General features: G+C 71.8%; 26 protein-coding genes. 12 read left to right on the plus strand and 14 right to left on the minus strand.

Going from position 1 to position 22,240, the window contains the following annotated elements:
- Nucleotides 1-276: 276 nt before the first annotated feature.
- The 3 genes from ACIO3O_RS19200 to ACIO3O_RS19210 form a co-directional block, all read right to left on the minus strand.
- Complete coding sequence (locus ACIO3O_RS19200) at nt 277-471, minus strand: DUF6243 family protein (RefSeq protein WP_401747167.1); 195 nt, start codon at nt 469-471, stop codon at nt 277-279.
- Between the two features lie 220 nt (nt 472-691).
- Nucleotides 692-1,330: a response regulator gene (locus ACIO3O_RS19205; RefSeq protein ID WP_401747724.1), complete on the minus strand. Its 639-nt coding sequence runs from the start codon at nt 1,328-1,330 to the stop codon at nt 692-694.
- Nucleotides 1,327-2,607: a histidine kinase gene (locus ACIO3O_RS19210; RefSeq protein WP_401747169.1), complete on the minus strand. Its 1,281-nt coding sequence runs from the start codon at nt 2,605-2,607 to the stop codon at nt 1,327-1,329. Before ACIO3O_RS19210 ends, ACIO3O_RS19205 begins: the two co-directional genes overlap by 4 nt.
- A gap of 186 nt (nt 2,608-2,793) precedes the next feature.
- On the opposite strand from ACIO3O_RS19210, the gene ACIO3O_RS19215 reads away from it, so the two are divergent.
- Entirely contained in the window at nt 2,794-3,228 is a 435-nt protein-coding gene (locus tag ACIO3O_RS19215) for a hypothetical protein (RefSeq protein ID WP_401747172.1), read from the plus strand.
- Here ACIO3O_RS19215 and ACIO3O_RS19220 read toward each other — a convergent pair.
- Nucleotides 3,215-4,600, minus strand: coding sequence for a glycine--tRNA ligase (locus ACIO3O_RS19220; RefSeq protein ID WP_401747175.1), 1,386 nt, complete (start codon nt 4,598-4,600; stop codon nt 3,215-3,217). The genes ACIO3O_RS19215 and ACIO3O_RS19220 overlap by 14 nt on opposite strands.
- 210 nt (nt 4,601-4,810) lie before the next feature.
- On the opposite strand from ACIO3O_RS19220, the gene ACIO3O_RS19225 reads away from it, so the two are divergent.
- The 5 genes from ACIO3O_RS19225 (at nt 4,811) to ACIO3O_RS19245 (ending at nt 9,197) form a co-directional block, all read left to right on the plus strand.
- A complete protein-coding gene (locus ACIO3O_RS19225) occupies nt 4,811-5,806 on the plus strand; it encodes a metal ABC transporter substrate-binding protein (RefSeq protein ID WP_401747177.1) in 996 nt (331 codons plus the stop codon).
- Between the two features lie 32 nt (nt 5,807-5,838).
- Nucleotides 5,839-6,624, plus strand: coding sequence for a metal ABC transporter ATP-binding protein (locus ACIO3O_RS19230; RefSeq protein WP_401747179.1), 786 nt, complete (start codon nt 5,839-5,841; stop codon nt 6,622-6,624).
- Nucleotides 6,624-7,502 (plus strand): metal ABC transporter permease, encoded by an 879-nt coding sequence (locus ACIO3O_RS19235; RefSeq protein ID WP_401747182.1) that lies wholly within the window; start codon nt 6,624-6,626, stop codon nt 7,500-7,502. Before ACIO3O_RS19230 ends, ACIO3O_RS19235 begins: the two co-directional genes overlap by 1 nt.
- 76 nt (nt 7,503-7,578) lie before the next feature.
- Complete coding sequence (locus ACIO3O_RS19240) at nt 7,579-8,016, plus strand: Fur family transcriptional regulator (protein ID WP_189827622.1); 438 nt, start codon at nt 7,579-7,581, stop codon at nt 8,014-8,016.
- Between the two features lie 197 nt (nt 8,017-8,213).
- Entirely contained in the window at nt 8,214-9,197 is a 984-nt protein-coding gene (locus ACIO3O_RS19245; RefSeq protein ID WP_401747727.1) for a trypsin-like serine peptidase, read from the plus strand.
- Between the two features lie 40 nt (nt 9,198-9,237).
- On the opposite strand, the gene ACIO3O_RS19250 is transcribed toward ACIO3O_RS19245, so the two are convergent.
- The 5 genes from ACIO3O_RS19250 to recO all read right to left on the minus strand — a co-directional run bounded on the left by ACIO3O_RS19250 (nt 9,238) and on the right by recO (nt 14,304).
- Nucleotides 9,238-9,684, minus strand: a complete 447-nt coding sequence (locus ACIO3O_RS19250) for a response regulator (protein ID WP_401747185.1) — start codon at nt 9,682-9,684, stop codon at nt 9,238-9,240.
- Nucleotides 9,681-11,327, minus strand: a complete 1,647-nt coding sequence (locus ACIO3O_RS19255) for an ATP-binding protein (protein WP_401747187.1) — start codon at nt 11,325-11,327, stop codon at nt 9,681-9,683. Before ACIO3O_RS19255 ends, ACIO3O_RS19250 begins: the two co-directional genes overlap by 4 nt.
- 1 nt (nt 11,328) lies before the next feature.
- Nucleotides 11,329-12,564, minus strand: a complete 1,236-nt coding sequence (locus ACIO3O_RS19260) for a PP2C family protein-serine/threonine phosphatase (RefSeq protein ID WP_401747189.1) — start codon at nt 12,562-12,564, stop codon at nt 11,329-11,331.
- 84 nt (nt 12,565-12,648) lie between these two features.
- Nucleotides 12,649-13,506, minus strand: a complete 858-nt coding sequence (locus tag ACIO3O_RS19265) for an isoprenyl transferase (protein WP_401747191.1) — start codon at nt 13,504-13,506, stop codon at nt 12,649-12,651.
- A 48-nt stretch (nt 13,507-13,554) separates the two neighbouring features.
- The gene (gene recO / locus ACIO3O_RS19270; RefSeq protein ID WP_401747194.1) at nt 13,555-14,304 is read right to left on the minus strand and encodes a DNA repair protein RecO; all 750 of its coding nucleotides are present in this window, start codon (nt 14,302-14,304) and stop codon (nt 13,555-13,557) included.
- A gap of 283 nt (nt 14,305-14,587) precedes the next feature.
- Between recO and ACIO3O_RS19275 the strand changes: the two genes are divergently transcribed.
- Nucleotides 14,588-16,033, plus strand: a complete 1,446-nt coding sequence (locus ACIO3O_RS19275; RefSeq protein WP_401747197.1) for a hypothetical protein — start codon at nt 14,588-14,590, stop codon at nt 16,031-16,033.
- Between the two features lie 97 nt (nt 16,034-16,130).
- Here ACIO3O_RS19275 and ACIO3O_RS19280 read toward each other — a convergent pair whose 3' ends face one another.
- Together ACIO3O_RS19280 and ACIO3O_RS19285 are read right to left on the minus strand one after the other, a co-directional pair.
- Nucleotides 16,131-16,352 (minus strand): hypothetical protein, encoded by a 222-nt coding sequence (locus ACIO3O_RS19280; protein ID WP_401747200.1) that lies wholly within the window; start codon nt 16,350-16,352, stop codon nt 16,131-16,133.
- Nucleotides 16,349-16,582 (minus strand): hypothetical protein, encoded by a 234-nt coding sequence (locus ACIO3O_RS19285; protein ID WP_401747202.1) that lies wholly within the window; start codon nt 16,580-16,582, stop codon nt 16,349-16,351. The genes ACIO3O_RS19280 and ACIO3O_RS19285 overlap by 4 nt, the downstream gene beginning before the upstream one ends.
- A 120-nt stretch (nt 16,583-16,702) precedes the next feature.
- Between ACIO3O_RS19285 and ACIO3O_RS19290 the strand changes: the two genes are divergently transcribed.
- The 5 genes from ACIO3O_RS19290 (at nt 16,703) to ACIO3O_RS19310 (ending at nt 19,447) form a co-directional block, all read left to right on the plus strand.
- The gene (locus ACIO3O_RS19290) at nt 16,703-17,536 is read left to right on the plus strand and encodes a Scr1 family TA system antitoxin-like transcriptional regulator (RefSeq protein WP_401747204.1); all 834 of its coding nucleotides are present in this window, start codon (nt 16,703-16,705) and stop codon (nt 17,534-17,536) included.
- Nucleotides 17,518-17,712, plus strand: a complete 195-nt coding sequence (locus ACIO3O_RS19295; RefSeq protein ID WP_401747207.1) for a DUF397 domain-containing protein — start codon at nt 17,518-17,520, stop codon at nt 17,710-17,712. The genes ACIO3O_RS19290 and ACIO3O_RS19295 overlap by 19 nt, the downstream gene beginning before the upstream one ends.
- A 227-nt stretch (nt 17,713-17,939) precedes the next feature.
- Nucleotides 17,940-18,332, plus strand: a complete 393-nt coding sequence (locus ACIO3O_RS19300; protein WP_401747210.1) for a hypothetical protein — start codon at nt 17,940-17,942, stop codon at nt 18,330-18,332.
- Nucleotides 18,333-18,422: 90 nt separating this feature from the next.
- Nucleotides 18,423-19,061, plus strand: a complete 639-nt coding sequence (locus tag ACIO3O_RS19305; RefSeq protein WP_401747211.1) for an RNA polymerase sigma factor — start codon at nt 18,423-18,425, stop codon at nt 19,059-19,061.
- A complete protein-coding gene (locus tag ACIO3O_RS19310) occupies nt 19,058-19,447 on the plus strand; it encodes a hypothetical protein (protein WP_401747213.1) in 390 nt (129 codons plus the stop codon). Before ACIO3O_RS19305 ends, ACIO3O_RS19310 begins: the two co-directional genes overlap by 4 nt.
- 3 nt (nt 19,448-19,450) lie before the next feature.
- Here ACIO3O_RS19310 and ACIO3O_RS19315 read toward each other — a convergent pair whose 3' ends face one another.
- From ACIO3O_RS19315 to ACIO3O_RS19325, 3 genes are all read right to left on the minus strand, one after another.
- Nucleotides 19,451-20,227, minus strand: coding sequence for a hypothetical protein (locus ACIO3O_RS19315; protein WP_401747216.1), 777 nt, complete (start codon nt 20,225-20,227; stop codon nt 19,451-19,453).
- Nucleotides 20,228-20,357: 130 nt separating this feature from the next.
- Nucleotides 20,358-21,020 (minus strand): response regulator, encoded by a 663-nt coding sequence (locus tag ACIO3O_RS19320; protein ID WP_401747218.1) that lies wholly within the window; start codon nt 21,018-21,020, stop codon nt 20,358-20,360.
- A complete protein-coding gene (locus ACIO3O_RS19325; RefSeq protein WP_401747220.1) occupies nt 21,017-22,240 on the minus strand; it encodes a sensor histidine kinase in 1,224 nt (407 codons plus the stop codon). Before ACIO3O_RS19325 ends, ACIO3O_RS19320 begins: the two co-directional genes overlap by 4 nt.

The raw sequence follows: 22,240 nt of genomic DNA on the forward strand, positions 1-22,240 counted from the left end.
GCTCCCGCGCCCCCGGCCCCGCGCCCCCGCGGCGCGGCGTGCGGGGGGTGGGGGGTGGCGGTTCGGGCCGGGGGCGCTGCCCCCGGACCCCCGGGTTTCGCCCCGGTCCCGCCCCTTCACCTAAACCCGCGGGGCTGATGAACGGTTCCGTGCGGGAGCGTCGTGGCTGGTCGCGCAGTTCCCCGCGCCCCTGGAGGCATGCCCTTCGGGCAGCCGTCACAGACATGCCAGTGGGCCCGGACCGTTGGACGGTTCGGGCCCACAGGGGGTGCTGCGTCAGTTTTCGTCGGCGGGCTTGGCGCCGGTGGCCTTCTCGCGCATCTTTGCCAGCAGTTCGGCCTTCTTCTCCGCCGCCGACGCGCGGTCCGCGTTGCGGTGCGGGCCGTTGTTGGCGCGCTCGTCGCGGGACTGGCGCTTGCGCTGGCCGCCGCCCTGGCCGACGGGGTTGTTGATGTTCTTGCTGGTGGTCATGGGAGTTCTCCCGAAGTGATGAGAAGTGATCTACGGATTCGTCGATGGGGGACGGGCACGGCGACGTCAGAGGGCGTCGGAAGGGGCCCGTCGCGCTCTCACTCGTAAATCGGCGTCTGGAAGAACATGACCATGACGGTACCCGGTCCCGGCGGGCCCGCGCACCAGATTTGTCCCCGCCCCGGACTCGCCCCGGACCCGCCCCGGACCCGTCCGGGGTTCAGCCCGTGCCCTCCAGGAAGCGCAGGACCGCCAGCACCCTCCGGTGGTCCGCCCCCGCCCTCGGCAGGTCCAGCTTGGCCAGGATCGAGTTGATGTGCTTGGCGACCGCGCTCTCGCTCAGCGTGAGCTGGGCGGCGATGCCCGCGTTCGAGCGGCCCTCCGCCATGGAGGCCAGCACCTCGCGTTCACGGTCGGTGAGCCGGTCGAGAGGGTCGCTGCCGCGCCGGACCAGGAGCTGGGCGACGACCTGGGGGTCCAGGGCCGTACCGCCGTCGGCGACCCGGCGCAGGGCCTCGATGAACTCCTCGACGTCCGCGACCCGTTGCTTGAGGAGGTAGCCGATGCCGGTGGTGTGCCGGGAGAGGAGTTCCGCCGCGTACCGCTCCTCGACGTACTGGGAGAGCATGAGGACCGCCGTGTCGGGCCGTCTCTCGCGCAGGGCGAGGGCTGCCCGGATTCCCTCGTCGGTGAAGCCGGGCGGCATCCGGACGTCGACGACGGCGAGGTCGGGGCGGTGTTCCTCGACGGCGGCGAGGAGTCCCGCCGCGTCGTCCGACTCGGCGACGACGTCGAAGCCCGCCATGTCGAGGATCTTCACGACCCCCATGCGGAGGAGGACGGAGTCCTCGGCTATCACTGCGCGGCGGCGCTGCACGGCAACTCCACGGTCATCACGGTCGGTCCCCCGGTGGGGCTGCTCAGGCGGAACGTGCCGTCGACGGAGGCCACCCGCTGGGTGAGGCCGCGCAGTCCGGTGCCGGCCGAGGGGTCGGCGCCGCCCGTTCCGTCGTCGGTGACGGTCACCCGCAGTATCTCCCCGAGGCGGAACGCGGTCACCTCCGCCCTGGTCGCGTGCGCGTGCTTGGCGATGTTGGTGAGGGCCTCGGAGACGACGAAGTACGCGACGGCCTCGACGGCGGGTGCGGGGCGGGCGGGGATGTCCGCGCGCAGGCGTACGGGGAAGGGGGCGCGGGCGGCGAGGCCCGACAGGGCCGGATCCAGGCCGAGTTCGTCCAGGACGGAGGGGTGCAGGCCGCGCACCAGGTTGTTGAGTTCCTCGATGGCGTCCTTGGCGGCCCGGTGCGCCTCGTCGATGACCTGCTGGGCCTCGGGCGGCAGGTCCTTCAGCGTCGCCTTCGCTATGCCGAGGTTGAGGGCCATCGACACCAGGTGCTGCTGGGCGCCGTCGTGCAGGTCCCGTTCGATGCGGCGGCGTTCGGCGTCCGCCGCGTCGACCGCGCCCGCCCGGCTCTCGGTGAGGTCCGACACACGCTGCTTGAGGGCTTCGGCCTTGTCGTCCCGCAACAGGGCGGGAGCGATGCGCTGTTCCAGCCGTACGAGAGCGCCGGCGGCCGGCGGTACGGCGAAGAGGGCCGCGACGCCCACGCCCATGACCCCGGTCGCCCAGGTGCTGTAGCCGGGGTGCCCCATCCGCCAGGCGAACGGCAGCATCCACTCCCACAGGAACACGGTCGTCCCGACCACCGCCAGCAACGCCATGACCAGCACGGCGAGTTCGAGCAGCGCGAGGCAGGGCCCCACCAGCCAGTGGTAGCCGAACTGCCGCCGCGCCACCGCGAACCGCAGCCTCGGTATCTCCACCCCGCACAGCTCCCGGAACCGCCACCGCTGCGCCTCGGTGAGCCCGAACCCGGCGGCGACGATCAGCACGAGGGCCACCGGCAGCACGAACGGCGCCGCGTCCGAGCTTCCGTCCAGGAGCCCGACGGCCTGCGTCGTCGCCCACAGGAACAGCGGCGCGGTGAGCAGGTGCAGCGGCACCCCCGAGGCCACGAAGGCGAGGTCGCGGCGCAGCCGCGTACGGGCGCGGGCCCAGCGGGATCGCCGCTCGGGCCCCACCCGGGCCATCAGGTGGGCGAGCGGCCCGGGACTTCCCCGGGTCAGGAGCTTCATGATCCGACGGTAGACGGTGGGTCTGACAGCCCACCAGGAAGCCTGTTGCCGTGCGGGGGTGCAACCAGTGCCACCCCAGGTCGGCAACCAGCATTCCTGACCCGGGCCCCCGAAATCCGGAGTGTGGATCACGAGCCCGACAGCCGGGTCCGTGATCCACGAAGAGCCCCGGAAGGACCCGCCCCCATGGCACTCCTCGCCCTCGACTCCCCGCTCCCCACCGCCCTGTGGCAGAGCAGGCTGCTCACCCTCACCGGGCTCGCCCTGCTCCCGTGGATGGGCTACCTGGCCGCCACCCTGCCGCCCGCCGAGGCCGCCGCCTGGATCGCCCTGGACACCCTGGAGGCCGCCTGCCTCCTGGCCGCCGGCCGCCGGATACGGGAGGGGCTCCCGGCCCGGCTGCCCGCCACCGGTGCGGCCCTCCTCCTCGCCGCCGACGCCTGTACCGACCTGCTCACCTCGGCGCCCGGCACGGAACTCGCCGCCGCCCTCGCCATGGCCGTGTGCGCCGAACTCCCGCTGGCCGCCCTCTGCGCCGTCCTGGCACGCCAGAGCCCCCGGCCGCACAAGCAGGCGACCGGGGGCTCAGGAACGTACAGGAAGCAGGTCAGCAGCCGATGAGGCGGACCGCCAGGTACTCCTGGATCATGTCGAGCGACACGCGCTCCTGCTTCATGGTGTCGCGCTCGCGCACGGTCACCGCGTTGTCGTCCAGGGTGTCGAAGTCGACCGTCACGCAGAACGGCGTGCCGATCTCGTCCTGGCGGCGGTAGCGGCGGCCGATGGCGCCCGCGTCGTCGAACTCGATGTTCCAGTTCTTGCGCAGGTCCGCGGCCAGGCCCTTGGCCTTCGGCGAGAGCTGCGGGTTGCGGGACAGCGGCAGGACGGCGACCTTGACCGGGGCCAGGCGCGGGTCCAGGCCCATCACGACGCGCTTCTCCATGACGCCCTTGGCGTTCGGCGCCTCGTCCTCGCGGTAGGCGTCCAGCATGAAGGCGAGCATCGCGCGGTTGACACCGGCCGCGGGCTCGATGACGTACGGCGTCCAGCGCTCGTTGGCCTCCTGGTCGAAGTAGACCAGGTCGTGGCCCGAGGCCTTGGAGTGCGCCTTCAGGTCGAAGTCGGTGCGGTTCGCGACGCCTTCGAGCTCGGAGAACTCACTGCCGCCGAAGTTGAAGCGGTACTCGATGTCGGCGGTGCGCTTGGAGTAGTGCGAGAGCTTCTCGGCCGGGTGCTCGTACCAGCGGATGTTCTCGGGGTTGATGCCGAGGTCCAGGTACCAGTTCCAGCGCTGCTCCATCCAGTATTCCTGCCACTGCTCGTCCTCGCCCGGCTTGACGAAGAACTCCATCTCCATCTGCTCGAACTCGCGCGTGCGGAAGATGAAGTTGCCCGGAGTGATCTCGTTCCGGAAGGACTTGCCCATCTGCGCGATGCCGAACGGCGGCTTCTTGCGCGCGGTCTGCTGCACCTGGGCGAAGTTGGTGAAGATGCCCTGCGCGGTCTCGGGACGCAGGTACGCGGCGGAGCCGGTGTCCTGGGTCGGGCCGAGGTGCGTCTGGAGCATGCCGGAGAACTGCTTGGGCTCGGTGAACTGGCCCTTGGTGCCGCAGTTGGGACAGTTGACGTCCGCCAGGCCGTTCTCGGGGGCGCGGCCGTGGTGCTTGGCCTCGTACGCCTCGATCAGGTGGTCGGCGCGGTGGCGCTTGTGGCAGGAGGTGCACTCGGTGAGCGGGTCGGAGAAGGTCTGGACGTGGCCGGACGCCTCCCACACCTCGGGGGCCAGGATGACCGACGAGTCGATACCGACCACGTCTTCGCGCGCGATGACCATCGCGCGCCACCACTGACGCTTGATGTTCTCCTTGAGCTCGACACCCAGCGGACCGTAGTCCCAGGCGGCCTTGGAGCCGCCGTAGATCTCACTGCACGGGTAAACGAAGCCACGGCGCTTGCTCAGGCTGACGATGGTCTCGATCTTGTCGGCGGCCACGGTGCTCTCTTCATTACGACGACGAAGGTGTGGGTCCGCCGGTGCGCGCGACTCCCCCGCGCGGCCCCCCTGCACGGCCACGACCCGGCACGGCCCGGCGAATGCTTCAGGTTACCGGCGTGCGGGGGCCCCGGATCAAATCGGTATCGGGGACAGAGCGGACAACCACACTATTGACAATCGTTTCCACTTTTGTTGAAAATGACTGTCATGAACGTACGACGCCTCATACCCGTGACCGCCACCGCCGCCGCCGTCTCCCTGGGACTGGTCACGCTGTCCGCCTGCGGGGGCTCCTCCTCCGCCGCCGACGGCAAGGGCGCGGACGGCAAGCTGAACGTGATCGCGTCGTTCTACCCGATGCAGTACCTGGCCGAGCAGATAGGCGGCGACAAGGTCGCCGTGACCACGCTGACCAAGCCGGGCGTCGAGCCGCACGACCTGGAGCTCAAGCCCAAGCAGACCGCCCAGCTCGGCGAGGCGGACCTGATCCTCTACCTCGGGGGCCTCCAGCCCGCCGTCGACGAGGCCGTGAAGCAGTCCGGGGCCAGGGCCACCGTCGACGCCGCGACCCTGACGACGATGGAGACGCACTCCACGGAGGCCGGAGACGGCCACGAGCACGGCGCGGAGGAAGAGGCCGGGCACGAGGGCCACGACCACGGTCACGACCACGCCGAGGGCGGCACCGACCCGCACGTCTGGCTGGATCCCGTGAAGTACGCGGAGATCGCCAAGGGGGTCGAGAAGGCCCTCGCGAAGGCCGACCCGAAGAACGCCGCGACGTACCGGAAGAACAGCGAGACACTGGTCACGAAGCTGGACGGCCTGAACACGGCGTTCAAGGACGGCCTGAAGAACACCTCCACCAAGACCTTCATCACCACCCACGCCGCCTTCGGCTACCTCGCCGAGCGGTACGGCCTGGAGCAGGAGGGCATCAGCGGCGTCGCCCCGGAGTCGGAGCCGAGCCCGGCCCGGATCAAGCAGCTCCAGAAGATCGCCCAGGAGGACAAGGTCACCACCGTCTTCTTCGAGACCCTGGTGAGCGACAAGACGGCGAACACCCTCGCCCGGGACACCGGGCTGAAGACGGACGTGCTGGACCCCCTGGAGGGCATCACGGACAAGTCCAAGGGTGCGAACTACATCGAGGTCATGCAGTCCAACCTCGAAGCGCTGAAGAAGGCCCTCGGCGCCAAGTGAGTCCACTACCACCAGCCACGGAGGCGCGAGAAGTGCAGAACGACGCCGTCATATCCCTGAGCGCGGCCACCGCCGTACTCGGCTCGCGCCCCGTGCTGCGCGGGATCGATCTCGCCGTGCAGCGCGGCGAGGTCGTCGCCCTGCTCGGCGCGAACGGCTCCGGCAAGTCCACCGCCGTACGTTCCGTGATCGGGCAGGTGCCCCTCACGGGCGGCTCGGTCCACCTGTTCGGGACGCCGCTGAAGCGGTTCCGGCAGTGGGCGCGGGTCGGATACGTTCCCCAGCGCACGACGGCTGCGGGCGGTGTGCCCGCGACGATCCGCGAGGTCGTCTCCTCCGGGCGGCTCTCCCGCACCCGGCTCGGCCTGATGACGAAGGCCGACAAGGCCGCCGTCGAGCGGGCCATCGGCCTGGTGGGCCTCGCCGACCGGGCGAAGGACTCGGTGAGCGCCCTGTCCGGCGGGCAGCACCAGCGGGTGCTGATCGCGCGGGCGCTGGCCTCCGAGCCCGAGCTGCTGATCATGGACGAGCCGATGGCGGGCGTCGACCTGGCCAGCCAGGAGATCCTCGCCGCGACCCTGCGCGAGCAGGTCGCCGCCGGGGTGTCCGTCCTGCTGGTCCTGCACGAGCTGGGCCCCCTGGAGCCGCTCATCGACCGCACGGTCGTCCTGCGCGACGGCCTGGTGACGTACGACGGCCCGGTGACCGCCGGTGAGGCGCTGCCCGGACACGACCCGCACCACCTGACCAAGGAGGACTGCCACCCGCACGCGGCCCCGGCAGCGGCCTCCCCCGTACCGACGGGACTGCTGAGCTGATGCTGACCGAAATCCTCTCCACCGCCTTCATGCAGCGGGCCCTGATCGCCGCCGTGCTGGTCGGCATCACCGCGCCCGCCATCGGCATCTACCTGGTCCAGCGCCGCCAGTCCCTGATGGGCGACGGCATCGGGCACGTGGCGATGACCGGCGTCGGCCTCGGCTTCCTGATGCAGGCCAGCCCCGTGTGGACGGCCACCGTCGTCGCCATCGCGGGCGCCGTGGTCATGGAGCTGATCCGCTGGTACGGCAAGACCCGCGGCGACATCGCCCTCGCGATGCTCTTCTACGGCGGCATGGCGGGCGGTGTGCTGCTGATCAACCTGGCGCCGACCGGCTCCAACGCCAATCTGTCCTCGTACCTCTTCGGGTCGCTGTCCACGGTCTCCCAGGAGGACGTGACGGCGATCGTGCTGCTCGCGGCCTTCGTGGTGGCGGTCACCGTCGGGCTGCGGCGGCAGCTGTTCGCGGTGAGCCAGGACGAGGAGTTCGCGCGGGTCACCGGGCTGCCGGTGCGGGCGCTGAACCTGCTGGTCGCGGTGACGGCGGCGGTGACCGTGACGGTCGCCATGCGGGTCGTGGGGCTGCTGCTGGTCAGCGCGCTGATGGTGGTGCCGGTGGCGGCCGCGCAGCAGGTCTCGCGCAGCTTCACCGTCACGTTCGTGCTGGCTGTGGCCGTGGGTACCGTGGTGACGCTGGGCGGGACGGTGGCCTCGTACCAGTACGACGTGCCGCCGGGCGCGACGATCGTGCTGCTGGCCATCGCGGTCTTCGTCGCCCTGACACTTCTGGCCACCCCCCTGGCACGACGCCGGGCCCGCGCGGGACACTCGCAGGGGCCCGCCGAAGCCGCCGAACCCGCGGTGGCGAAGGTCTGAAACGGGGCGCGGCGACGCTCCTGGCACAATGGCCCGACGTATGTACTCGCGTAATGGGCAACCTGAGGAGGCACCTGTGACGACGGCGCCGAGCGGTGCGACCGCGACGACGAACACCGCACCGGTGAAGGGGCGCTCCACCCGGCAGCGGACCGCCGTGGCGGCGGCGCTGGACGAGGTGGACGAGTTCCGCAGCGCGCAGGAACTCCACGACATGCTCAAGCACAAGGGCGACTCGGTGGGCCTGACCACGGTCTACCGCACGCTCCAGTCGCTGGCGGACGCCGGCGAGGTGGACGTGCTGCGCACCAGCGAGGGCGAGTCGGTCTACCGGCGCTGCTCCACCGGCGACCACCATCACCACCTGGTGTGCCGGATGTGCGGCAAGGCGGTCGAGGTCGAGGGCCCGGCCGTCGAGTCGTGGGCCGAGTCGATCGCGGCCCAGCACGGGTACGTGAACGTGGCGCACACGGTGGAGATCTTCGGCACGTGCGCGGAGTGCGCCGCCGCCTGATCCCTGCTGCACCGAATGCCCCAACTCCCTTGCGGAGTAGGGGCGTTCGGCGTTTTCCGGCCAACTCGCACCGACCGGCGCGCGCACTCCTGACAGATATTCAGCTTCCGTGGCACGCTGCCTCCCGCACACCGATTTCCGCACCGCTCCCCCTCTTCGCAGAAGGAGTCAGCGTGAGACGTCGTCCCCACAGTGCAATGTCCCGCAGTGCCACGTCCCGCAGCGCCCGGTCCCGCGGCACCGCCCTGCTCGGCCTGGCGGCCGCCGTCGGCGGTCTGCTCAGCGTCGGAGCGGCCCCCGCTCCGGCCGCCGACACCTCCTCCGCCCTCTCCGCCGCCCTCTCCGCCGAGCAGCAGGTCCGGAACTTCTGGACGACGGAGCGGATGCGCTCGGCCAAGCCGCTCGACCTGCTCCAGGTCTCCCCCTCAAAGCTCGCCCCCGCGAAGGCGGGCGGGCCGACCACCTCCGTACCGGCCACCTCCGCACCCGCCATCAAGGCCTTCCCGCAGAAGGGCGGTGCGTGGACCGGCGGCGGGGCCGTCGTGAAGACGTCGGGCCGCGTGTTCTTCACGTACCAGGGCCGCACCGCCTCCTGCTCGGGCAACTCCGTCACCAGCCAGAACAAGTCGACCGTCGTCACGGCCGGCCACTGCGTCAAGCTGGACGGCGCCTGGCACACCAACTGGGTGTTCGTGCCCGCCTACAACGACGGCGCGACCCCGTACGGCACCTGGACCGCCGCGAAGACCTCCGCCACCGACCAGTGGGCGGCCAGCGAGGACATGAACTACGACGTGGGCCTCGCGGTCGTGAACCCGCTGAACGGGCAGAAGCTGTCCGACGTCGTCGGCGCGCAGGGCATCCAGTTCAACGGCGGCTACAACAAGCCGATGTACGCCTTCGGCTTCCCGGCCGCGGCCCCGTACGACGGCAAGAGGCTCATCTACTGCTCCGGGAACACCACGAAGGACTTCCTGCTCACCAAGGACCACAGCCTCGCCTGCGACATGACGGGCGGCTCCAGCGGCGGTCCCTGGTTCAACTCCTTCAACGAGTCCACCGGCACCGGCCTCCAGGCCTCGGTGAACAGCTTCGGCTACACCTTCCTGCCCGGCAGGATGTACGGCCCCTACTTCGGCAACGAGGTGAAGGCGGCGTACGACAAGGCACAGGCGAGCTGAGCCGGAAAGGGGTGCGGGCCCGCCGCCCGCACCCCTGTGCTCACGCCGGCTTCGGCGGGAGCTTCACCACCGACACGAAGAAGTCGTCGATCTGGCGCACCGCCGTGATGAACTGCTCCAGGTCCACCGGCTTGGTGACGTACGCGTTGGCGTGGAGCTTGTAGCTGCGCAGGATGTCCTCCTCGGCGGCGGACGTGGTGAGGACGACCACCGGGATGTGCGCGAGCTCGTCGTCCTTCTTGATCCGCTCCAGGACCTGCTTCCCGTCGTACTTGGGGAGGTTGAGGTCCAGCAGGATGAGGTCGGGGCGCACCGCGTCGGTGTGCGCGCCCTCCCGGTACAGGAAGTCGAAGGCCTCCTGGCCGTCCCGTACGACGTGCAGGGTGTTGTGGATCTTGTTGTCGGCGAACGCCTCCCGGGTCATCAGCTCGTCGCCCGGGTCGTCCTCGACGAGGAGCACTTCGATGGGGGTGGCGGGACGGTTCATGTACGCGCTCCTGCTCCTGCGGAAGTGGTCGTGGCGGCGGTGGCGGTGCACTCCCCCGCCACCGGCAGCCTGAAACGCACGAGGGTTCCGGTCTCCTCGCCCGCCAGGCGGATGTCGCCGCCGTAGAACTCGACGATCTTCCGGCACAGGGCGAGGCCGATGCCCGTGCCCGCGTACTCCTCGCGCGAGTGCAGCCGCTGGAAGAGGACAAAGACCTTCTCGGCGAATTCCTCCGCCACCCCGATCCCGTTGTCACGGACGGTGAACTCCCAGTGCCCGTCGGCCCGTTCGTATCCGACGACCACCCGTACGGGCTGCCGCTCGGGGTGCCGGAACTTGATGGCGTTGCCGATCAGGTTCTGCCAGAGCATGGTGAGCGAGGTCGGATCGCCGGTCACCACGGGAAGGCCGTCGCGTACGACGATGTCCGCGCCCGCGTCCTCGACGGCCGCCGCGAGATTGACCAGCGCCCGCTCCAGCACGTCCCCCATGTCGACCGCGACCGGGGCGGCGTCCAGGCGGCCCACCCGGGAGAAGGTCAGCAGGTCGTTGATGAGGGTCTGCATCCGCTTCGCGCCGTCGACGGCGAAGGCGATGTACTGCTTGCCCCGGTCGTCCACGACCTCTCCGTACCGCTTCTCCAGGAGCTGGCAGAAGGAGGCGATCTTGCGCAGGGGTTCCTGGAGGTCGTGCGAGGCGACGTAGGCGAACTGCTCCAACTCGGCGTTGGAGCGGGCGAGTTCGAGAGTCTGCGTCTCCAGGTCGGTGGCCTGCCGGGCGAGCTGCGTCTCGCGCTGGCGGGCCTCGGCGAGTTCGCCCGCGATGCGGCGGCGCATCCGGTCCACCGACCCGCCCACGGCCCGTACGTCCGCCGGTCCCGCCACCTCGATGCGCCGGTCGAAGTCGCCGCCCGCCACCTGGTCGGCGGCGGCACGCAGGGCGGCCAGCGGGCGCACCACCATGCGGCTGAGCAGCAGGGCGAGCAGCAGCCCGGTGGTGGCGATCACCCCGAGCATGACGACGAAGGTCACGTCGCGCAGGGTGCGCAGCCGGGCGATCTCGGCGCGGGCGGCGAGCCTGGCTTGGTCCAGGTGTTCTTCCTGGGCGCGCAGGAGGCCGCGCAGTTCGTCGAAGGACTTCTTGCTGGCCTCGACACGTGGTTGTACGTCGGCGACGCTCGCCCCGCCCCGGATGGCGGCGATCAGGGGCTCGGCCTGGGTCCTGCGCCACTCGGCGGCCTTCTGCCGTACGGCGTCGAGGTCGCTGCCGAAGCGGCCCTGCGAGCCCAACAGGGCTGCGACCTCGCGGAGTTGGCGGGGCTCTTCGCGCACTGCGGTCAGGTACGGGTCGAGGAAGGCGGCCTGGCCACTGAGGGCGTAGCCGCGCACCCCGGTCTCCTGGTCGAGCAGGGAGCGTTGCAGGATCAGGCCGGCGGAGCGGCCGGGCTGGAGGTGGTCGACGAGTTCGCTGTTGCGGTCGTTGGTGCGGCTGAGCAGGCTCGCGCCGAGTCCGGCGCAGGCCGCCAGCAGCACGGCCATCGTCACCAGGACGAGCCGGATCCAGCCGCGTACGGACAGCCGTGCGGTGCGGGACCGCAGCACCCCGCACCGCCGGTCCGGGGCCTGGGCGGGCGGTGCGGCCATGTCAGCGGCTCGCCCAGGCCAGGTGGAGCACCGCTATGTCGTCGGCGAGGCCCCCGTGCGGGGCGGCCGCGGCGGAGGCCGCGCGGACGAGGGCCTGGACGAAGTCCCGGGCGGGCAGGGCCTCGTACTGGCGGGCGAGGCGCAGCAGGCCGTTCTCGCCGAGGCGGGTGCGGGGTCCGGTGAGGCCCTCGAAGAGGCCGTCGGTGAAGACGACGATGCCGGTGCCGGGCTCCAGGGGGAGGTCCGTCTCGGGCCAGGTGCCGGTGCCGGGGGCGATGCCCAGCGCCATGCCGCCGGGCGGGTCGTACCAGGTGGTGCCGGAGGGGGCGCGGACCAGGAGGCCGGGGTGTCCGGCGCGTACGACGCGTACCGAACGGCGGTCGGCGGGGAAGACCAGGCTGGTGAGGGTCGCGAAGACCTGCTGGGCGGACCGCTCGGCGGCCATGATCTCTTCCAGCAGGCGGAGTTGGGCGGGGCCGGTGCAGCCGCTGAGCACGGCCGCCCGCCAGGCGACGCGCAGGCACACGCCGAGGGCGGCCTCGGTGGCGCCGTGCCCGGAGACGTCGCCGATGACGGCGTGCACGGTGCCGTCGACGGTCTGCACGACGTCGTAGAAGTCGCCGCTGAGCAGGCCCTGTTCACGGCCGGGGTCGTAGCGGGCGTTCACCTCGAAGCCGGTGGCGCGCATCAACGGCACGGGCAGCAGGCCCAGTTCCAGGCGGGCGTTCTCCTCGGCGCGCAGCCGTCCCGCGTGCAGGGCCACGGCGGCCTGCTCGACCTGTTTGCGCTGGACGGCGTACCGGACGGCCCGGGACAGGGTCTCCGCGTCGAGGCGGCCCTTGACCAGGTAGTCCTGCGCGCCCTCCGCGACGGCGTGCTGTCCGGCCTCGCCCTCGACGAGGCCGGTCAGGACGACGATCGCCGCGTCCGGGTGGGCGGCGAGCACCTGACGTACCGCATCGAGTCCCCGTACGTCCGGCAGGTGCAGGTCGAGCAGGACGCACACCGGTCCGTCGTGCTGGGCGAGGAAGGTGCGGGCCGCGTCCAGGGTGGTGCACCAGTGGACGTCGGCCCGCAGGTCGCTGTCCTGGAGGACCTCGGTGAACAGCACCGCGTCGCCCGCGTCGTCCTCGACGAGGAGCAGGACGGCGTCGAGGTCCCGGGTCGTCCCGGACGCCGCGCCGGGCGTGCGGTCGGCCACCACGAGCCGTTCGGTCGCCACGAGCCGTTCGGCCACTGCCCACCCCCGCCCCCGGAGGCCGGTCCACCGTGGACGGTGCGCCTCCTCACGGGCCGAATGATACTGCCGGGTGGGGTGGCCTCAGCCCTGTTCGGGCACCTGCGGGAGGGGTGAATTGCCGCCGCTTTGCTGCTCGTTGGGGATCGCCCCGCCGAAGCGTCGGTCGCGCTGGGCGTACTCGTAACAGGCGTCCCACAGGTTGCGGCGGTCGAAGTCCGGCCACAGCACGTCCTGGTAGACGAACTCGGCGTAGGCGCTCTGCCAGAGCAGGTAGTTGGAGGTGCGCTGCTCGCCGCTGGGGCGCAGGAACAGGTCCACGTCGGGCATGTCCGGGTAGTACAGGTACTTGGCGAAGGTCTTCTCGTTGACCTTCGACGGATCGAGCTTTCCGGCGGCGACGTCGCGGGCGACGGCCTGGGCGGCGTCCGCGATCTCGGCGCGGCCGCCGTAGTTGACGCAGAAGTAGAGGGTCATCGCGTCGTTGTCGACGGTCTGCTCCTGGGCGACCTGGAGCTCCTGGACGACCGACTTCCACATCTTCGGCATCCGGCCGACCCAGCGGATCCTGATCCCGAGCTCGTTCATCTCGTCGCGGCGGCGGCGGATGACGTCCCGGTTGAAGTTCATCAGGAAGCGGACCTCGTCGGGGGTGCGCTTCCAGTTCTCGGTGGAGAAGGCGTACAGGGAGAGGTTCTTGACGCCCATCTCCAGGCAGCCCTTGAGGACGTCCAGGACGACGCCCTCGCCGACCTTGTGGCCCTCGGTGCGGGGCAGGCCGCGCTCCTTGGCCCAGCGGCCGTTGCCGTCCATGACGATCGCGACGTGCTCGGGGACCAGCTCACCGGGAATCTTCGGGGGGCGCGCACCGGACGGGTGCGGCTCGGGGATCTTGTACTCGCGCTTGCTGCCGCCCAGCCCCAGAATTCCGCGTCGTGCCATGGTTCCCAGTTCTCCCTTGCTTGCTCAACATCCTGTCCGCCCGCGCGCTCAGGCCTTCTCCACGTACCTGAGCGAGCGCAGCCCGCGCTCCAGGTGCCAGTGCAGATAGGCCGAGACCAGCCCGCTGCCCTCGCGGGCGTGCCTGGGTTCGCACGCGTCGGCCGCCGCCCAGTCCCCCGTGAGCAGCGCGCTCAGCAGAGCGACAGCCTCCGCAGAGGGTACGACGCTCCCGGGCACCCGGCAGTCACCGCATATGACGCCGCCCGCCGAGACGGAGAACAGGCGGTTGGGTCCGTCGATGCCGCACTTGGCGCAGTCGTCGAAGCTGGGGGCGTACCCGTTGACGGCCAGCGAGCGCAGCAGGAAGGCGTCCAGGATCAGGTTCGGCGCGTGCTCGGCGCGGGAGAGCGTGCGCAGGCCCCCCACCAGGAGGAGGTACTGCTGTACGGCGGGCTCGCCCTCGTGGTCGGTGAACCGTTCCGCCGTCTCCAGCATGGCGGTGCCGGCGGTGTAGCGGGCGTAGTCGGTGACGATGCCGCTGCCGTACGGGGCGATGATCTCGCCCTGCGTGCACAGGGGGAGCCCGCGCCCGATCAGCTCGCTCCCCCGCGCGAAGAACTGCACGTCGACGTGGGAGAAGGGCTCCAGCCGGGCCCCGAACTTCGACTTCGTCCGGCGCACGCCCCGGGCCACCGCCCGGACCCGGCCGTGGTGGCGGGTGAGGAGCGTGATGATGCGGTCCGCCTCGCCCAGCTTCTGGGTGCGCAGGACGATGCCGTCATCACGGAACAGACTCATGGGTTCCATTGTCCCGTACGAGCGGACCGTGCCCGGCATGGTCCGCGACCTCCGTGCCGCATCCCGTAGGGGGGCCTGTCGGCCCAGGGGCGCCACGCGATCGGGTGAGCCCTCGCACGACACACCGAAAGCTCACCCCAAAGCCACTTATCAGACATAACGTCACGCCCGGCGTTCGCCACGCGCGTGCACGCGGTACGCGCACGCGCACCTGGCTGGGTCCGGGGACACCGGCGGCGGGCGGGTGGCGACGAGGAACCACCACCAGGAAGAGGACTTCACCTTGAAGCGCATCGTCACGGCTCTGGCCGCCAGCACCTTCCTCCTCGCCGGTACGGCGGGCGCGGCCTTCGCCGCACCGCTCGGCGGGGACGACCCCTGCGTCATCTGCAAGGGCAAGCCGGGTCCGCGCGGCCCGGCGGGACCGGCGGGGCCGAAGGGCCCTGCGGGGGCGAAGGGGCCTGCGGGTCCGGTGGGTCCTGCGGGCGCGGCGGGCGCGGCGGGCGCCAAGGGCGACCCCGGTCCGGCGGGGCCGATGGGCCCGCAGGGTCCGGCCGGTCCTCGTCCGAAGGACTGGACGGACGAGGAGAAGGCCGAGATGAAGGGCGAGAAGGGGGAGAAGGGTGAGCCGGGGACTCCGGGCGGCCCCAAGGGCGACAAGGGCGACCCGGGCCCGGCAGGCCCGGCGGGTCCGACTGGCGAGAAGGGCGACAAGGGCGACGCGGGACCGGCAGGCCCGGAAGGTCCCGTGGGCCCGGCGGGAGCCCCCGGGGCGGACGGAGCGGTGGGCCCAGTGGGCCCGGAGGGGTCCAAGGGCGACAAGGGGGACAAGGGCGACCCCGGGGCTGACGGCGCGACAGGCCCTGCGGGTCCGGCGGGACCGACAGGCCCGGCGGGGGCGAAGGGTGACACCGGGGCCGATGGTGCGGTGGGCCCGGCGGGAGCCAAGGGCGACACCGGGGCGGACGGCGCGGCAGGACCCGTCGGACCGGCGGGCCCGGAAGGACCGGCAGGCCCGGCAGGAGCCCCCGGAGCCAAGGGCGACACCGGTGCCGATGGAGCAGTGGGTCCGGCAGGGGCCAAGGGCGACAAGGGGGACAAGGGGGACACCGGAGCCGACGGCGCTGCGGGCCCGGCAGGAGCCAAGGGCGACACCGGCGCGGACGGCCCGGCGGGCCCGGCGGGGGCCAAGGGCGATAAGGGCGACACCGGAGCCGACGGCGCAGCAGGTCCCGCTGGCCCGGCAGGCCCGGCAGGCCCGGCGGGCACGAAGGGTGACACCGGGGCCGCAGGCCCCGAAGGTCCGGCAGGAGCCCCCGGAGCCAAGGGCGACAAGGGTGATGCCGGGGCCGCTGGTGCGGCAGGAGCCAAGGGCGACAAGGGGGACCCCGGCGCGGCGGGTCCGGCAGGGGCCGCCGGGCCTGCCGGAGCGAAGGGGGACAAGGGCGATCGCGGCCCCGTCGGCCCCCTGATCTACAAGTGGTCGGCCAACCAGTCCGTCGCCTCAGGCGGTGCCGTCCAGACGTTCAGCGGACCGAAGTGCGACGCCGGCTCCCAGGTCGTCAGCGGCGGCTTCTACAGCGTCGACCAGACGGCCAAGCTCTCCCCGTACGACAGCTACTCGAAGGAAGCCGCGGCCGACAACTTCTGGCGTGTCCGCGTCTCCAACAACGACAGCACGGCGAAGAACATCCAGGTTCTGACCATCTGCATGCCGGTCTCCTCCTGAGCCGTTCCCGCAACCTGCGGCAGAGCGGTCGGCGGCCCCATTTCCGTACGGATGCGGGGCCGCCCGCACGTTCCCGCCCAGGTGCTCTGGCGCGGCGCTACGGGAGTTCGCCCCGGCTGCGCGCGTTCACGTACGCCGTCGCCGCGCTCAGCCGCTCCGAGGCGGTGGCCGGGCGTACGTCGTCCTGGTCGCAGTTCCACTCCCGGCCGCCGCCCACCGGGGCGAGCCGCAGCAGGCGGCCCACCCTGGCGAGCACCCGGCCGACCCGGCCGCTGGTGAGGTCCACCACGTACGCGCCGAGGGCGGGCGGCGGATTCACTCGCCGGCCCTCTCCGCCGCCGTCAGGGCGGCGGCGAGCCGGGAGGCGGTCGTGATGTTGCACCGGCCCAGCTCCACCACGGGGCACCCCTGTGCCCGTACGTACGAGGTGGGCTCCAGACACATCGAGGGCAGTGCGAGCCCGGCTCTGTCCAATGCCGCACGCAATTTCTTCACAACTTCCTCCGCCTCCGCGAGGCATTCCTCGGGATGGAACTCCATTTCCAGCATTGCCATCACTTCCCTGTTCCGCTCGATTTCACGTTTTCCATTACGAGGGTGGGGCCGGATGGCTACGCTCGGAAGTGGCCTGCGCCCTACAAGCGGGGCGCTGGACAAGGGGGTTGACCTGTGGCCAAGGCTGAACGTCAACGATCGTGGCAGCACTTCGGCGAAGAACTCAAGCTCCGCAGGGAACGGGCAGGACTGACGCAGGAGGCCCTGGGTCTGCTCGTATTCGTATCCGGCGGCTACATCGGCCAATTCGAACAGGCCATTCGCAAGCCACAATTGGACGTGGCCCAACGCATTGACGTCGCACTACAAACCGATGGCTTTTTCGAGCGGACGTGGCGCAAGCTGATCGGCGACTCGGAATACGAGCAGTACTTCACCGGCACGGTAGATCTTGAGCCCCACGCAACAAGCATCTCCGAGTTCGAAGGGAGCCTCATCCCGGGCCTCCTGCAAACAGCCGACTACGCACGGGTGCTGATGACCAGCGCGACGCCCGAGAGGTCGGACGAGCAGGCCGAAAAGATGGTCTGCGCCCGGTTGGAGCGACAGAAGATCCTCGCCGATCCAGAGCTGCCCCTGTACTGGTCAATCGTGCATGAGACAGCTCTACGGATCACCGTTGGGAGTCCCGCCGTCATGGCCGAGCAACTGGACCGGGTCACCTGCCTGATGCGCTCCCGACGCGCCATCGTCCAAGTCATCCCGTTCAGCGAAGGCGTCTACGCCACCATGGGCGTGCCACTTCGCCTGATGGAGTTCGAGGATGCACCGCCGGTGGCCTATACAGAGGGCTTGTATACCGGCAACCTGATCGATGATCCGGCTGTAGTGAGACGCGCACAGCGCACTTACGATCTGCTCAGGGCAGCCGCGTTGTCACCGTCGGCGTCCCTGCAACTGATCGCATCGGTGGCGGAGGACTACAGAACATGCATCAGCACAGCCTGATCTCCGCTCAGTGGCGTAAGAGCAGCTACAGCGGTACCGAAAGCAACAACTGCGTCGAGGTCTCGGACTGCCTCCCCGGCCTCGTCCCCGTCCGGGACAGCAAGGTTCAGGACGGCCCCATCCTCCTGATCCAGAGCGCGAGTTGGGGCTCCTTCATCGCCTCGCTCAAGCAGTAGCAGTGCGCCCGCACGCACCGGGCAACCTCCAGTGGGCGGCCCGCCTTGTCCGCCCAGGGCGCAGCACGCCCGCACGCACAGGGCGACCCGGCGGCCCAAGCCCCCTCTCCCGGGCCGCCGAAAACTTCTCCGGAACCGGTCGCAACCTCCCCCTCCCCCGCACGTCTGGTGGGTTGAAGGCGCCCTTCACCCCAGTTCAGCCGTCCAGCATCGGGAGAGACCCCACCATGTCCTTGAACCGCCCCCGCCTCCTCGGCGCCGTCATCGGTGCCGCCGCCCTGATCGGCGGCGTCTTCACGGCCGTCGCCGTCGCCGACTCCGGGCCGAAGCCCGCCCCCGCACCGCCCAAGGTCACCGCCCCCGAAAAGGCCGCGCCCGCCCCCGCCCCGCCCAAGGTCACCGCCCCCGAAAAGGCCGCCCCCGCACCGGCAGCGCCCAAGGTCGTCACGCCGGGCAAGGCCCCGGGCTCCGCGCCCGCCCCCGCACCGGCCCCGCCCAAGGCCGTCTCCCCCGGCAAGGCCCACCCCGGCGCCCCGGCCCCCGCCGGTAAGCCCGGCACGCCTCCCCGCGTGATCAGCCCCGGCACGGGCCCCGCGCCCGCTCCCGCGCCCCAGAAGTAACAGCGCGAACGGGGTGGGGTGGGCGGGCCGTGCGCACGGCCCGCCCGCCCCACCCGCACGCCCCCGCGTCGGACCACCGGATCGAGGCCCATGCAGCACGTCCCGTACGCCCCCTTCAACCCGTACGCCACCCCCCGGTGGTGGTCGCGCCTGCTGGCCCGCGTCTCCGGCACCCGGGAGGCCCGCCCACTGCGGGCGGTCGCCACCCCGTACGTACAAGGGACCGGCAGCGACGCCTGCGAGCCGCCCACCCTCACCGACCTCTACCGCGCCCGGCGCCTCGACATGGTCCGCCTCGCCCTCTTCCTCGTGGACGACCTGCACACCGCCGAGGACGTCGTCCAGGACGCGTTCGCCGCCGTCTGCCGGACGTACGGAACGGGGCTGCACGGGCTGCGCGACCCGGGCGCGTACCTGCACACCGCCGTGGTCAACGCGGCCCGCTCCGTCCTGCGCAGGCGGCGCACCGCACGCGCGTACACCCCGCCGCACCAGGGGCCGGGTGCCTCCGCCGACGAGGGGCTGATCCTCGCCGAGGAACACCGTGAAGTACTGGACGCACTCGGCCAGTTGACCCGTCGCCAGCGCGAAGTCCTCGTCCTGCGCTACTGGTCGGAGCTGTCGGAGGCGCAGATCGCCCAGACCCTCGGCCTGTCGCGCGGCACGGTGAAGTCCACCGCGAGCCGCGCCCTGGACACCCTCGAAAAGAAGCTGGCGGGCACCCGATGAATCCGACGACACCCACGCCGTCGCCGACGCCCACCGAGGACCGGCTGCGGGCCGCGCTCGACGCCCGTGCCGCGCTCGTCACGCCCCGGGACCTGCGCCGTGCGTCGCCGCCGGAGGGGCGGAGCTGGGGCCTGCGCCGGGTGCGTACGGTCGCGTACACGGTGGTGGGAGCGGCGGCGGCAGCCGTGGCCGTGTACCTGCTGGTGCTGCTGCCCGGCACTCCCCTGGACCGGACCCCGGTCCCGCCCGCGCACTCCCCGACCGTCGGCGTCCCCACGCCCCCCGCCGACCGCAAGGTCCCCCCGGCCCCGGCCCCTGCTCCGTACCCGACGGTGACCGGCGACAAGGACCCGGGCGCACCCGCACGCCCACCCGGCCTGCCCTAGCCCCTAGTGCTCGACGATCTCCTCGCGGGACTCCACGTCACCGTCCCGGATGATCATGAATTCGCGGTCCTCCTCGGTCAGGAACTTCAGGAACCCCGGCTCGGCCTCCAGCACGTACCCGCGCAACGGTTTCTCGTGTCCCTTGACCTCGACCCGCTCCAGCGGCATCCACGGCGTCCGTACGACGGCCGCGCTCACCAGCATCGCCAGGACCGAGGCCGCCAGCACCAGACCCATGATGTGCCGCCCGGCCCACCGCGAGGCCTCCCCGACCTGGCCCTGCGCACCCCTGGTCAGTGCGCCGAAGCCCACCATCGCCGCCACGACCAGCACCGACGCCAGCGGCAGCCACCAGGTGCCGAAGCTCAGGACGTACGCGGTCATGCCCGCGACGGCGATGGCGAGCATGACGATCCCGGCCATGTCGAACCGGGCGTCGGGGTCGAGCCTGCCCTCCTTGCGCATCCGGGCGGCCAGCATGAAGCCGCCCAGCACCCGGAAGAGGAACGCGGGCAGCAGGACGACGAGCAGCACGGCGGCCACCACGGAGTCCGCGAGGACCGTACCGAGCACGATCCCGATGCTGTCGTCCAGGTCGAGGGTGTGCAGCACGGCGAACGCGGTGTGCCACTGGTAGCCGGAGACGGCGAACAGGCGCAGCAGCAGGAAGAGGAAGGCGGCCGTGGTCAGCGTGAGCCCGCTGCTCCAACCGGCCCGCCGCTCCTCGCCCTCCGCGCCGCCCCGTTCCGCCGTCTCGCCCGCCTGCTTCTCGTGCACCATGCGCACAACCTGCCACAGCGGGCCCAGGGGTGCGCGCCGAGCCCGCTCGACCGCCGCCGGAGCCTCTTCAGCCGCCGCCCTGGCCCCGCTCAGCCGCCGGAGCCCCCCGGGGCCCCCGCCCGAGCCCGGCTCACCCCCCGCCCGGGACCACCAGCCCCGACTCGTACCCCACGATCACCAGCTGCGCCCGGTCCCGTGCCCCCAACTTGCCCATGATCCGGCTGACATGGGTCTTCGCCGTCAGCGGGGAGAGCCCGAGCGCCTCGGCGACCTCCGTGTTGTTCAGGCCCCGCGCCACCAGCGTCAGGACCTCCCGCTCGCGCACCGACAGGCCCTCGGGGCCGCCCGTCGACGGTGCCTCGGGGGCGCGCAGGACGCGGGCGACGAGGCGGGCGGTGGGACCCGGCGACAGCAGGGACTCACCCGCCGCGACCGTGCGGATGCCGTCCAGCAGGACGGCCGGGTGGGTGTCCTTGACCAGGAAGCCGGAGGCCCCCGCCCGCAGCGCCGCCATGATGTGCTCGTCCGTGTCGTACGTGGTCAGGACCAGCACCCGCACCCCGGCCAGGTCCTCGTCGGCGGCGATCAGCCGGGTCGCCTCGATGCCGTCGAGGTCCGGCATGCGGATGTCCATCACGACCACGTCCGCCCGCGCGGAGGCGGCCAGGGCGACGGCCTCCCGGCCGGTCCCGGCCTGCCCCACCACCTCCATGTCCCGCGCCGACTCGACCAGGACCGCGAAGGCGGCCCGTACCAGCGTCTGGTCGTCGGCCAGCAGCACCCGGATCGTCACCGCCGCTCCCCCTCCCGCATCGCGTCGTCCACGTCCCGCATCGCGTCCTCCCCCAGCGGCAGCAGCGCGCTCACCTCGAACCCTCCCCCGTCGCGCGGGCCCGCCGCCAGCGTGCCGTTCACGCTGCGCGCCCGCTCCCGCATCCCGGTGAGCCCGTAGCCCCCGGACCCGGCGCTCCCCACGGCGCCCACCCCGTCGTCCGTGACCCGCACCCGCAGGCTCCCCCGCTCCACGGTGACCCGTACCGTCGCCTTGGCCCCGGCCCCGCCGTGCCGCACCGCGTTCGTCAGCGCCTCCTGCACGATGCGGTACGCCGCCGCCTGGACGGCGGGCACCGGCAGCACCCCGTCCACGTCCAGGTGCAGCACCGCCTCCGCCCTGCGCACCAGCTCCGGCAGCGCGGCCAGGTCCGGCAGCGGCCCCTCAGGCGCGGGGTCGTCGGCCCGCAGCACCTCCAGGGTGGTGCGCAGCTCGCCGCGCGCCGTGCGGCAGGTCTCGGTGATGCCGTCGAGGGCCCCCGACAGCGCCACCCGGTCGAACCGGTCGGGGTCGACCGTCAGCACATGGGCGGCGACCGACGTCTGGACGCCGATGAGGGTGATCGAGTGGGCGAGGAGGTCGTGCAGGTCGCGGGCGATGCGCACGCGTTCCTCCGCGACCCGCCGCGCCGCCTCCCGCTCCCGGGTGCGCTCGGCCCGTTCCGCGCGCTCGACAATCGCGGCGACGTACCGCCGGTGCAGCCGCAGGGCGATCCCGAGGAGGACGACGGCGACGATCCACCCGGAGGTGCGGAGCAGTTCCAGGCCCTGGTGGGTGTTGACGACGAACATCACCGACACCGCGAGGGTCAGCGTCCCCACCCCGACGAGCAGGGCCTGGGTGGACCGCGCGGTCACCGCGACCGTGTAGATCGCGAGCAGCGAGAACGGCACCGGCGCGGTGTGCGTGTAGTCCATCGCGTGGTACGGGGCGACCACGGCCAGCACGAACAGCAGCACCGGCACCGGCCGCACCCGCCGCCACACCAGCGCGAGGACGCCCGCCGCGAGCAGCGCCCACCCGAGGGCGTCCGGGGCGCGCCCGTCGCGGACCAGGAGCGCCAGGGCGGCCGTCAGCGCACCGACGACGGCGGCGAGCGCCGTGTCGGTGCGCAGACGGTGCGGGGCGAGCAGCGGATCGCGGTTCAGCACGGCGAACACGCGCTCGGACGGTGAGGGCAC

Origin of the sequence: Streptomyces sp. NPDC087440, assembly GCF_044744005.1 — a bacterium.
Classification (GTDB): Bacteria; Actinomycetota; Actinomycetes; order Streptomycetales; family Streptomycetaceae; genus Streptomyces.